The organism is Massilia rhizosphaerae, assembly GCF_016093545.1.
Taxonomy (GTDB): domain Bacteria; phylum Pseudomonadota; class Gammaproteobacteria; order Burkholderiales; family Burkholderiaceae_D; genus Telluria; species Telluria rhizosphaerae.
In genome coordinates, this window is sequence record NZ_JADKYX010000005.1 from 67,427 (window position 1) to 80,195 (window position 12,769).

Here is a 12,769-nt window from a genome sequence, read left to right on the forward strand (position 1 = left end):
GTGTCGCTTTACATTCTTTTTACAGGGTATTGACAGTCGTTTTACATGCTGCCGCGGCGCGGCGCCGGCGGCGGCATCTTGTCTGTTCGAAATGATTCAGGTAGCGTTGCCGCAACGATGTGGTAACGTTGGACACATGCGCCTGCGGGGCGGGAAAGTGAAATCGGAATGCAGAAAACAAGTACGCTGACGGAAGTGGCCGAAGAAGCCGGCGTGTCGTTGATCACGGCGTCGCGCGCGCTGCGCGGCGTCGGGCGGGTCGCGAAGGAGACGCGCGAGCGCGTGCTCGCGGCGGCGGCGAAGCTGGACTATACGCCGGACATGATCGCGCAGAAGATGCGGGGCGGGAACTCGGGCCTGATCGGCGTTTTCGTCAACGGCTTCCGCTCGCTCGTGCTGCACGAGCTGCTCAGCGCCCTCAACGACGAGGCGCGCCGGCTCGGCTTCGACCTCATCGTCTTCAACGCCGAGCACTTCGACGACGCCCGCCGCGCCGGCACGGCGGAGATGCTGCGCAAGCTGTGCGACGGCCTGCTCCTGCTGCTCCCCGATGCCAACGACGGCCTGCTGGCCAAGCTGGAACGCGCGCACGCCCCGTGCGTGCTGGTGAGCTTCGCGGCGCGCCAGATCGACCTGCCCGTGGTCCTCGGCTCCAACCGTCTCGCGGCGCGGGCCGCGGTCGAGCACCTGCTCGGGCTGGGCCACCGCCGCATCGCCTTCATCGCCGGCACCTCGTTCACGGGCCAGAGCGAGGAGCGCCAGCGCGGCTACGAGGATGCGCTGCGCGCGGCCGGCATCGCGATCGAGCCGGCCTATCTGCGCCAGGGCGATTTCAACGATGCGAGCGGTTTCATGGAGACGCAGGCGCTGCTCGCGCTGCCGCATCCGCCCACCGCCATCTTCGCGGCCAACGACGCGATGGCGTTCGGCGCGCTGGACGCGCTCTCCGGCGCCGGCAAGAAAGTGCCGGACGACGTGTCCGTCGTCGGCTTCGACGACGTGATCCGCGCCGCCTTCGTCCATCCCAGGCTGACCACCGTGCGCCAGCCCCTGAACGAGATCGCGATCCGGGCCGTGGCGGAACTGGTCGATGCGATGCGCAGCGGCCGGGCCGACGGCTTCCGCATCGAATTGCCGGCCCGCCTCGTCATCCGCGACTCCACCGGACCCGCTCCCAAGGCCTGATCGCCCCGCCCGCCATGGCGCGGGGGTGGCATCGTTACCATCCCCGGCCCGCCCACGCTTCACGCAAGCACTTGATCGAAATCCTATTGTCATTTGCCAATTCGAGTGGTAACGTTGTCTCACATAACGAGGAGACGACATGAACCGGAGGGATGCGCTGACCCGCGGCGTGCAAGCGCTGGCGCTGCTGGGTTCGCCCGGCCTGCGCGCGGCGCACGCGCAAGGGGGCGGGCAGGGCGGTGCGGCACAGGCGCCGCGCGTGTCCAAGCGCTACCTGCGCACCGTCGTCGACGACGCGCTGCTGGCGCGGCACCTGCTCCCGGCCGACGCGTGGCATCCCTATCCGCAGGCGGGCGACCGCGCCGCCTGGTCGCGCGTGCCGGCCGACGTGGCCGAAGCGCTCATCGCGCGCGCCGACTCTTGGCTGGGCACCGAATGGCCGCAGCTGCCGGCCAGCCTGTTCCTCGAATTCGCGGAAAACGGCAACCGCACGCATTACGAACAACGCTATTTCGAGCGCCGCAGCCGGCTCGCCGGCCTGGTGCTGGCGGAATGCGTGCAGGGCCGCGGACGCTATCTGCACGCGATCGCGGACGGCGTCTGGCACGTGTGCGAGGAAACGTTCTGGGGCCTGCCGGCGCATACCGGCATGCAGAAGCGCGGCGTGGGCCTGCCCGACGCGGCCGAACCCGTGATCGACCTGTTCGCGGCGGAGACGGGCGTGACGCTCGCGTACGTCCACTACCTCGTCGGCGCGCAGCTGGGCACCGTCTCGCCGCTGCTCCCGGTGCGCATCGCGGCGGAAGTGAAGCGGCGCATCCTCGACCCGGGCTGGGCGCGCGACGATTTCAAGTGGATGGGCCTCGCGGTTGGGAAAAATGAGCGCAGGGAACCGCTGAACAACTGGACGTCGTGGATCGCGTCGAGCTGGCTGGAAGCGAACCTGCTGCTGGAGCCGGATCCGGCGCGGCGGCGCGCGGCCACGCTCAAGATCTGCGGCTGCCTCGACCGCTTCCTGGAAGACTATTCCGACGACGGCGCGTGCGAGGAGGGGCCCAGCTACTGGACGATGTCCGCCGGACCGTACCTGGACTGCCTGATGGCGCTCGATTCCGCGCTCGGCGGCATCGTCGATCTCGCGGCCGACCCGTTCGTGCGGCGCATGGGCCATTACGTGCTGGACGTGCATGTGGCGGGCGACTGGTTCGTGAACTACGGCGACGCGCATGCGCAGGTCCGCCATTCGCCGCCGCTGCTGCACCGCTTCGGCCGCGCGACCGGCGACGGCGAGCTGGCCGCGTTCGGCGCCTTTCGCGCGCCCGCGCGCGGCATCGCGCTGTCCGACCAGGGCCGGCTCGCGCGCGACGTGGCCGACGTGCTGGAGGTCGCGCGCATGCGCGCAACGACAGGACGGGATGCGCTGGAGCGCGCGGCGTGGTATCCCGCGCTCGGCCTGATGACGACGCGGGCGCGGGCCGGTTCGGCGCAAGGCTTCTTCCTCGCCGTGCAGACGGCGCCGAACGCGCGCAGCCATGGACACCACGATTCGGGCAGCTTCATCGTGTTCCACGACGGCCGGCCCGTGTTCGTCGATCCCGGCGTCGAAGCCTACACGGCGAAGACGTTCAGCCGCGATCGCTACACCATCTGGACCATGCAGTCGGGCTTTCACAACCTGCCGCTCGTGGGCGGTCACATGCAGCGGGGCCGCGACGCGCGCGACCGCGCGAGCGCGGTGCGCGTCGACGACGGCCCGCGCGCGACCGGCATGGCGATGGAGCTGGCCACGACGTTCGGCCCCGAGGCGGGCATCCGGACGTGGAAGCGCCGCGTCGCGCTGGACCGCGACGCCGGCACGGTGACCCTGCGCGAGACGTTCGAGTTAATGAAGTCCGCCCCGGTGACGCTCGTCTTCATGACGCCGCGCCGGCCCGACGCGGCGCAGCCGGGCATCGTGGCGCTGCCCGTGGCGGGCGGCCGGACGGTGCTGCTGCGTTTCGATCCCCGCATGTTGCGCTCGGACGTCGAGCCGCTGCCGCTGGCGGACCCGGGCCTGAAACACGAATGGGGCGAGGCGCTGTACCGCGTCAAGCTGGCGTCCACGCGGCCGCTGGCCGCCGGCGACCTGGCCATAACGATAGCGACATGACACTGAAGGAGTCAAATTGAACAAGCGAGTGATGGCGGGCATCCTGGCCGGCGGGCTGCTGCTGGGCGGTTGTGCGGACATGGCGGGCAAGCCGGCCGCCGCGCCGGCGCGGGACACACGGGCCGCGGTCCCGACGCGTGCGGAGGCGCTGGCCGTCATCGACAAGGTGAACGGCTACTGGCAGCGCACGACGCCGGCGACGGAATGGTCGTTCTGGAACGTCGCCGTGTACCACACCGGGAACATGGCGGCGTACGAGGTGACGGGCAACGAGGCCTACCGCCAGTATTCGGAACGGTGGGCCGACTACAACGGCTGGAAAGGCGCCAAGTCCGACGACAAGTCGCAGTGGAAGCTCACGTACGGCGAGACGGACGGCCACGTGCTGTTCGGCGACTGGCAGGTCTGCTTCCAGACCTATCTGGATTTGTACCGCCTCGGTCCGCAGGATCCGCGCCGGGTCGCCCGCGCGCGCGAGGTGATGGGCTACGAGATCGGCACGGACCGCGTCGACTACTGGTGGTGGGCGGACGGCCTGTACATGGTCATGCCCGTGATGACGAAGATGTACAAGCTGACGGGCGACCGCCGCTACCTCGACAAGATGGTCGCGTATTTCCAGTACGCGAACGGCTTGATGTACGACGCGGACGCCCACCTGTATTACCGCGACGCGCGCTATGTCTACCCGCGGCACAAGAGCGTCAACGGCAAGAAGGATTTCTGGGCGCGCGGCGACGGCTGGGTGTTCGCGGCGCTGGCCAAGGTACTCGCGGACCTGCCGCGCGACGATCCGTACCGTCCCCTGTTCGCGGAACGCTTCCGCGCGATGGCGCAGACGCTGAAGGACGCCCAGAGCCCGGACGGCTACTGGACGCGCAGCCTGCTCGACCCGGCCCATGCGCCCGGGCCGGAGACGAGCGGCACGGCGTTCTTCACCTACGGCATGCTGTGGGGTATCAACAACGGCCTGCTGGACCGCGCGACCTATCTGCCGGTCGCCGTGAAAGGCTGGGATTACCTGACGCACACCGCCATCCAGCCGGACGGCAAGGTCGGCTACGTACAGCCGATCGGCGACCGCGCCATCCCGGGCCAGGTCGTCGACCGCGACTCGACCGCCCATTTCGGCGTGGGCGCCGTGCTGCTGGCGGCATCCGAGATGGCCAAGCTGGCCCACTGATTCTCTCCTTCGCGGGCCACCCGCCCGTGTTCGGCCTGCCCAGGGATGGCAGGTCTTTTTTTTGCCAAAATTCGGGGTCAGAGCACTTTTTCTTCTAAATTTGGGGTCAGAGCACATTTCCGAACAATGTCCGGAATCGCAACGAATCAGCGGGCCGCAGTCCGCGCAACGAGGGTACGACGGCTCGATCTCGCGCGGGCACAGGGCAAACTTGCCGCGAAGATCGTGCAGCAAAACGTGCTCTGACCCCGAATTTGTCGAAAAACGTGCTCTGACCCCGAATTAAAAAAGCTTGCGCTTTCTGTAAGGTGGGGCGATGCTTTAGCTCTTGTTAGTGGGAAACGCGTCCATGTTGGAAGACAAAAGCGCCTACGCCGTCGGTACCTTGCGGTATGCCGGGGCGGGCCTCGCCATCGTCGTGTTCTGGCTGTTGTTCGGCCAATTCGCCATCGCCTTCCGCGACCGCTCGGCCATCCCGGGCGTCTTGGAATTACTGCGCCAGCACCACGCCAGCGACACGACGATCGCCGTGCTCGTGTCGGCGCTGCCGGCGTTGCTCGGGTGCGTGCTCGTGCCCGTCGTCGGCTTCCGCTCCGACCGCTTTCGCAGCCGCTGGGGACGGCGCCTGCCGTTCCTGATGGGGATCACGCCCGTCGCCGCGCTCGTCCTCGTCGCGCTGGGCCAGTGCACGGCGATCGGCCGCGTCACCGATCGCCTGCTCGGATCGATGTCGCCCGGCGCCGACACCTGCGTGCTCGCGTGGTTCTGCCTGTTCTGGACGGCGTTCGAAGGCCTCGCGCTCGTCACCGTGGCCCTGTACGGGGGACTCGTGAACGACATCGTGCCGCGCCCCGTCCTCGGCCGCTTCTACGGGGCGTTCCGCATCGTCGGCCTGGCGGCCGGCATCCTGTTCAATCTCTGGGTGTTCCGCCTCACGGAACACCATCTGCGCGAAGTCTTCCTCGGCATCGGACTGTTCTTCGGCGCCGCCTGCATGCTGATGTGCGTGCGGCTGAAGGAGGGCGAATACGGCCCGGCCGCGATGGAGGGGCAGGGCGCCGTGTCGTGGCGCTCGATGGGCCGGACCTATTGGCGCGAATGCTTTTCCGACCGCTACTTCCTGCTCGTGTTCCTCGCGCTGACGGCGTCCGAGCTGACCTTCATGCCCTTCAACACCTTCTCGCAACTGTATGCGGACTCGCTGGGCATGGACAAGGCCCAGCTGGGAAAACTGTTGGCGACGTCGTACGCGCTGTCGATCGTCCTGTCGTCCGTGATCGGCTGGATGGTCGACCGCTACAGCGCCGCCAGCGTCACCGTGTGGACGATGGGGCTGTATGCGTGCGTGGCGTGCGGCGGCTTCCTCGCCGTGCATGACCTGACGAGTTTTTCGGTCGTCTATGTGCTGCACGTCGTCGTGGCGGGCACGTATTACACGGCCGCCGCGTCGCTGCCGATGGTGTTGTTTCCGCGCGCGCGGTTTTTACAGTTCGACGGCGCCAAGCGCGTGCTGTTCTCCACGTCGAACATCGCGCTCTCGTTCTTGCTCGGTCCTATGCTCGACTCGACGAGCCACGACTACGGCCTGACCCTGCTGGCTGGCGGCCTACTGGCGGGCGCCAGCGTGGTCACGTTCCGGTGGCTGTCGCGCGCCGCGCGCGCGCGGGTCGGCGCGGCGTCGTCGGCGTGACGGCGGCGCCGGGCGCGGGGCCCGTCGATCCGCGCACGACGAGCTTCGCGGGGAAGGCGATGCGCGCCGGCTCCGTCGATCGTCCGGCGATCATGCCGACCACTTCGCGCACGGCATACGCGGCGATGGCGTCGAACGGCTGGTGCATCGTCGTCAGCTTGGGGAACACGCAGCTGGACGTGGGGATGTCGTCGTAGCCGATCACGGAGATGTCGCCGGGGACTTTCAGACCGCGGCTGTTGATCGCGTCGATGGCGCCGAACGCCATCTCGTCGTTGGCGGCGAAGATGGCGGTCGGCGGGACGGGGAGGGCGAGGAGCTGCTCCGTGGCCGCATAACCGCCCGGCTGCACGAACGCGCCGTTGACGACGAGCGCCGGATCGGGCGCGATGCCGGCCGCCGCCAACGCGTCGAGGTAGCCCCTTTCGCGCTCCGCGCTCTGTCCCGTGCCCGGATTGCCGGCGATGTAGGCGATGCGGCGGTGGCCCAGCGCCAGCAGGTGGTCGACGGCGGTGCGCGCGCCCAGGCGGTTCTCCGCCGCCACGACGGGGACGGAGATCGGACGCGCGTCGAAGCACAGCACGACGCTGGCCAGCTGCTGGCGCTCGATGGCGTCCAGGAAGCGGTCGTTCGCGGTCGGCATCACCAGCAGCAGGCCGTCGCACAGCTTGCCCAGCAGGTCGCAGGTGGCCATGCGATCCGGGCTGTCGAAGCGCTCGGCGTTGAACAGCAACAGGTCGTAGCCCCGGGCGCGCGCATGCGTGCTGAGGGCGCGGATAATCTCGTGCAGCACGACGGGGCCGTAGTTGTTGACGAACACGCCGAGCAGCCGGCTGCGGTCGCCGCGCATGCGCCGCGCCAGCGGGTCGGGTGTGTACTGCAGTTGCGCGGCGGCGGCATTGACGCGCTCGCGCGTCTCGGCCGACACATAGCCTGCGCCGCGGATGGCGCGCGAGGCCGTGATCGGGGCGACGCCCGCGAGCCGGGCGACTTCACTGAGTTTGCTGGCTTTACGCATGAAGGCAGTTTGACGGATAAATGAGACAACGTACATCACAAAATTGGTCAAAGGTATGACTCTTTGGCATGCCTGTCCTTACGCCGAGACACGAAAAGTGCCGGCGCATTGGTCGATATGCTGCAAAAACAAGGGCTTATGTTCAATTTGTCGCCATTCGTGCGCTATTGCCGATTAATAATCGCCTGTGGTAACGTGACCATCGACCGGCGTAAAGACTACTGCAACATGACATCAGCCGGCCCAACTGGTCCAATAACGAGACAAGAATGGAGACAAGATGAACAAGAAGTTGCTCGCCACGCTGTTGCCGGTGGCGCTGGCCGCCGCATACGGGAACCAGGCCCTGGCCCAGGACACCACGCAGAGCGCACCGCCCGCCAACGAGCCGGCGCCGCCGGCGCAGGACGCAGCCGCCACGACGACCGTCGTCGTGACGGGCTTCCGTTCCAGCCTGCAGAAGGCGCTGAACCTCAAGCAGCAGGCCATCGGCGTGCGCGACTCCATCGTGGCGGAGGACATCGGCAAGTTCCCCGAGGCGAACGTGGCGGAGTCGCTGCAGCGCGTGCCGGGCGTGATCCTGAACCGCGACGAAAGCTCGGCGGAAGGTCAGCGCATCTCGATCCGCGGCCTGCCGACCGAATACTCGGTGACGACCCTGAACGGCGCGCCCGTCAACACGACGTCGACCGGCACCATCGGCAGCGCCGCGCGCGGCTTCAACTACGACGTGTTCGCGTCCGAACTGTTCGGCCGCGTCGACTTCTACAAGACCCCGCTGGCCGAACTGCCGGAAGGCGGCATGGGCGGCGTCGTCGACCTGCAGACGCCGCGCCCCTTCGACAACCCGAAGCGCACGATTCGCTACGCCGCCTCGGCGGCCTACAACACGATGTCGGAGAAGACCGATCCGAGCGGCTTCGCGCTGTACTCGAACACGTGGGGACCGTGGGGCTTCCTGGCCGGCGTCGCCCATTCGAAGGCCGTCAACAACCGTTCCGGCTTCGAGGCGACCGGCGGCTACAACAGTTCGCGCCGCGGCAGCGCCTCGCCCGTGCTGGGCAACTTCGCCCTGCAGCTCGACTACGACGACCCGCGCGCGAACCTGTCCGGCTACACGCGCGACCAGGTCGACAACGCGCTGCTGCCCCGCATCTACCGCTTCTACGGCTCGCAGAACCGGCGCACGCGCGACGGCCTCGTGACGTCGCTGCAGTTCAAGCAGGGCGGCCTGAACGTCAGCCTGGACGGCCTGGCCTCGCAACTCAAGAACAGCCGCGACGAGGTGTATTACGGCATCCTGATCCGCAACAGCAAGACGACGGACCGCAGCGCGCCCGCCGGCCAGTCCGGCCACAACGGCCTCGTGCCGCTGGACGTGCACATCGATCCCGCGTCCGACCTGCTGACCGGCACCTTCGGCAATACGTCGTACAGCAGCGGCGTCACGTATGGCGAGGACAAGACCAGGTTCGGCTACCTGGCATTGAACGGCCGCTGGGAAGTCAAGCACGGCACCGTGCTGACCGGCCAGCTGTCGGCGAACAACAGCGACGCGACGAGCTACCAGGACACGTTGTCGGGCCAGATCTTCGGCATCGATTCCACCATCGACTATGGCGCGGACCACGTGTACCCGTCGATGTCCTCGCCCGTCGACTACACGAATCCCGCCAACTTCACGGGCTTCGACATCAATACCGGCTGGACGCGCGAGACGGACAAGGGCCGCCAGGCGCGCCTCGTGCTGGACCAGGACTACGACCTGTGGGGCGACTGGACCGGCCACTTCAAGGGCGGCATCGTGTACGTCGACACGACCAAGGGCGTCGAGAAGCGCAACGGCACGGCAGGCATGGTGGCGAAGCTGAAGCAGTTCGGCGACGCGGGCCTGCGCGCCAACATGGTGTCGACCCTGCCGATCTCGAACCTGGACATGGGCGACGGCTGGCCGCATCAATTCGGCACGTTCACGCGCGGCTACACGATGGGCACGTACGATCCGCTCGCGTACAACACGGGCGCCGCGTTCACGCCGGCGCAAAGCTTCGGCGCGGAAGAGAAGGTCACGACCGGCTTCGTGCAGTCCGACGTCAAGGGCCAGGTCCTGGACCGCGAGCTGCGCCTCAACGCCGGCGTGCGCTGGGCGCAGACGAAGCTCGGCATCGACAATTACAAGAAGGCGGGCACGAACAACACCTACGCGCCGAACCAGGAGCACGGCAAGTACACGAACGTGCTGCCGGCCGTCAGCGCCGCGTACGACCTGACGGACGACCTGATCTGGCGCGCGTCGTACGGCAAGACGATCAGCCGCGCGTCGCTGTCGATCATCGCCGCGCAGACCGTGATCCCGAACCCGTACGACAACACGGCCACGGCGGGCAACCCGAACCTGAAGCCGCAGCAATCGAAGAACCTGGACACCAGCCTCGAATGGTATTTCAAGCGGGGCAGCCTGCTGTCGGCCGCGTACTTCAAGAAAGAGCTGACCGACGCCACCGTCTCGAGCACGACGCAGACCACGTTCGGCGCGCTGGGCCTGCCCGACACGGCGCTGGGCGCGATCTTCCACGACGCGAACGGCCACGTCGACCCGAACCTGCCGATGACCTTGCGCACCTACGGCAACGCGGGCCAGCAGACGCTGAAGGGCTACGAGCTGGCATACCAGCAGGACTTCACCTTTCTGCCGGAGCCGTTCAAGGGCCTCGGCGCGTTGGGCAGCTATACGCACATCGACCCGTTCAACAGCCAGCGCTGGATCACGACCGCGGGCCAGGAAATCAAGGTCAACTCGGTGCCGAAATACGCGTACAGCTTCACGACCTATTACGAGCATGGCCCGCTGGCCATGCGCCTCTCGTACAACTACAAGGGCCGCTACCTGCATCCGGACAATCCGAAGAACAACGGCGACGACCTGATTCGCTGGCGCGCCGCGCGGGGCTACCTGGATGGCAATATCAGTTATAAACTCTCCGAGAACCTGGAACTCCGCATCGATGCGCTGAACCTGTCCAACACGCTGTCCTACGATTACTTCGAGGACGCGACGGGCCGCTACGGCGACGGCCACCGCACCCGCATGGACTATGCGAAGTACGACGGCCGCACCATCAAGATCGGCATCCGCGGCAAGCTGTAATTTTCGAACCCTGACGACAACGACATGACCACATGACCATCAGTTACCAACGCCGCAGTCTGCTGAAAGGCAGCGCCGCCGCCGCGCTGCTGCCCCTTACCGCCACCGTCCACGCGGCCGCGTCCCACCGTTTCGCGATCGGCGAACACGACTTCCTGCTGGACGGGAAGCCCCTGCAGATCCGCTGCGGCGAGATGCACTTCGCCCGTGTGCCGCGCGAGTACTGGACGCACCGCCTCAAGACCATCAAGGCGATGGGCCTGAACGCGGTGTGCGCCTACCTGTTCTGGAACTACCACGAGTGGAGAGAGGGCCGTTACGACTGGGCCGCGCAGCGCGACGCCGCCGAATTCTGCCGGCTTGCGCAGCAGGAGGGCCTGTGGGTGATCCTGCGTCCCGGTCCGTACGCTTGCGCGGAGTGGGAGATGGGCGGCCTGCCGTGGTGGCTGCTCAAGCACGACGGCGACGCCTTCCTGCGCACGCGCGATGAGGCCTACCTGGCGCCCGCGCGGCGCTGGCTGAAGGAGGTCGGGCGGGTGCTGGGACCCATGCAGGTGACGAAGGGCGGCAACATCCTGATGGTGCAGGTCGAGAACGAGTACGGCTTCTACGGCGACGACGTGGGCTACCTGCGCGCGCTGCGCCAGGCGCTGCTCGACACCGGCTTCGACGTCCCGCTGTTCCAGTGCAATCCGACGAACGCCGTCGCCCGCACCTACATCCCCGAACTGTTCACGGTGGCGAACTTCGGCAGCGACCCGGCCGCCGGCTTCAAGGCGCTGGACGCGGTGCAGAAGGGCCCGCGGATGTGCGGCGAATATTATTCCGGCTGGTTCGACACCTGGGGCGCGCCGCACCGCCGCGGCGGCGTGGAAGGCGCGACGAAGGACATCGCCGCGATGCTCAAGGCGAACGGTTCGTTCAGTCTGTACATGGCGCACGGTGGCACGACGTTCGGCCTGTGGGGCGGCTGCGACCGCCCGTTCCGACCCGACACGACGAGCTACGACTACGATGCGCCGATCGGCGAGGCCGGCTGGATCGGCGCAAAATTCGACGCCTACCGCGCCGCCATCACGCCGTTCCTGGCGCCCGGCGAAAAGCTGCCGGCGCCGCCGCCGCGCATGCCCGTGATGACGATTCCTCCGTTCGCGCTGGCGGAATCCGTGGCGGTGAAGTCGGCCATGCCGGCGCGCGTGATCAAGGACGTGTCGCCCCGTCCGATCGAGCAGTACGACATCAGCCGCGGGCTCGTGTCCTACCGCGTGACCTTGCCGGCGGGTCCAGGCGGCGTCGTGGAAGTGGCGCGGGCACGCGACCTGGCGTGGGTCCACCTGGACGGCAAGCAGATCGGCACGTTCGACACGCGCTACCGCCGCTACAAGGTCGACGTCCCGGCGCGCAGCAAGCCGGCGACGCTGGAGATCCTGCTGTACACGATCGCGCGCGTCAACTTCGGCCCGGAAGTCCACGACCGCAAGGGCATCCATGGCCCCGTCACGTTCACGCCCAAGGGCGGGGCCGCGGCGCCGCTGGAACACTGGGAAATCCGCGCCCTCGATTTCGATGCGGACGGCGTGCTGCCGCCGCTCGCGTTCAAGAAGGGGCGCGGCAAGGGCGCCGCGTTCTACCGCGGCGGGTTCGATGCCGCCCGCACGGACGACACCTTCCTCGACATGTCGGCGTGGGGCCAGGGCGTCGTGTGGGTCAACGGCCGCTGCCTGGGACGCTTCTGGAGCATCGGGCCCACGCAGACGATGTACCTGCCGGGACCGTGGCTGCGCAAGGGCCGCAACGAGGTGGTCGTGCTGGACCTGACCGGGCCGCGCGGGCAGGGCACGCCGCACATCGCCGGCCTGGCCGAACCGATTCTCGACCAGCTGCACCGCGAACGCGACTTCCCCCGCCCGCCCAGCACCGCCAAGCTGCACCTCACCGGCGTGAAGCCCGTGCACGAGGGCGAATTCGCGCCCGGCTCGCAGACGCAGGACGTGCACTTCGCCGCGCCAAAAGCGGGCCGCCAGTTCTGCCTGGAGTCGCTCGACGCGTTCGACGGCAAGCCGTATGCGGCCGTGGCCGAGCTGTCCTTGCTGGACAAGAACGGCAAGACCCTGGACCAGTCCAACTGGACCATCGCCTGGGTCGACAGCGAGGAAGCGACGAAGGAAGACGGCGGCGCGCTGAACGCCATCAATGGCCAGAACAGCGACTACTGGCACACGGCGTTGACGGGCGGCGGCCATCCGCATCGCCTCGTGATCGACCTCGGACGCCCGATGGAAGTGGCCGGCCTGCGCTACGTGCCGCGCCAGGGCCCGGACGGCGTCACGGGACGCATCCGCCACTTCCGCGCCTATGTCGGCGACGGCCTGGTGACGGACCAATGACGAGCAAGG

The 12,769-nt window shown here is 67.7% G+C and carries 7 protein-coding genes; 6 read left to right on the top strand and 1 reads right to left on the bottom strand.

Going from position 1 to position 12,769, the window contains the following annotated elements; genetic code table 11:
• Positions 1 to 168 precede the first annotated feature (168 nt).
• From ISF28_RS10140 to ISF28_RS10155, 4 genes are all read left to right on the top strand, one after another.
• The gene (locus tag ISF28_RS10140) at positions 169 to 1,185 is read left to right on the top strand and encodes a LacI family DNA-binding transcriptional regulator (RefSeq protein ID WP_198117058.1); all 1,017 of its coding nucleotides are present in this window, start codon (positions 169 to 171) and stop codon (positions 1,183 to 1,185) included.
• Between the two features lie 139 nt (positions 1,186 to 1,324).
• Complete coding sequence (locus ISF28_RS10145) at positions 1,325 to 3,334, top strand: heparinase II/III domain-containing protein (RefSeq protein ID WP_198117059.1); 2,010 nt, start codon at positions 1,325 to 1,327, stop codon at positions 3,332 to 3,334.
• A 16-nt stretch (positions 3,335 to 3,350) separates the two neighbouring features.
• The gene (locus ISF28_RS10150) at positions 3,351 to 4,517 is read left to right on the top strand and encodes a glycoside hydrolase family 88/105 protein (RefSeq protein WP_229518985.1); all 1,167 of its coding nucleotides are present in this window, start codon (positions 3,351 to 3,353) and stop codon (positions 4,515 to 4,517) included.
• 349 nt (positions 4,518 to 4,866) lie between these two features.
• Positions 4,867 to 6,207: an MFS transporter gene (locus ISF28_RS10155; protein WP_198117060.1), complete on the top strand. Its 1,341-nt coding sequence runs from the start codon at positions 4,867 to 4,869 to the stop codon at positions 6,205 to 6,207.
• On the opposite strand, the gene ISF28_RS10160 is transcribed toward ISF28_RS10155, so the two are convergent.
• A complete protein-coding gene (locus tag ISF28_RS10160; RefSeq protein ID WP_198117061.1) occupies positions 6,146 to 7,225 on the bottom strand; it encodes a LacI family DNA-binding transcriptional regulator in 1,080 nt (359 codons plus the stop codon). The genes ISF28_RS10155 and ISF28_RS10160 overlap by 62 nt on opposite strands.
• A gap of 280 nt (positions 7,226 to 7,505) precedes the next feature.
• On the opposite strand from ISF28_RS10160, the gene ISF28_RS10165 reads away from it, so the two are divergent.
• Positions 7,506 to 10,373, top strand: coding sequence for a TonB-dependent receptor (locus ISF28_RS10165; RefSeq protein ID WP_198117062.1), 2,868 nt, complete (start codon positions 7,506 to 7,508; stop codon positions 10,371 to 10,373).
• Between the two features lie 32 nt (positions 10,374 to 10,405).
• The gene (locus tag ISF28_RS10170; protein WP_198117063.1) at positions 10,406 to 12,760 is read left to right on the top strand and encodes a beta-galactosidase; all 2,355 of its coding nucleotides are present in this window, start codon (positions 10,406 to 10,408) and stop codon (positions 12,758 to 12,760) included.
• Positions 12,761 to 12,769: the final 9 nt, after the last annotated feature.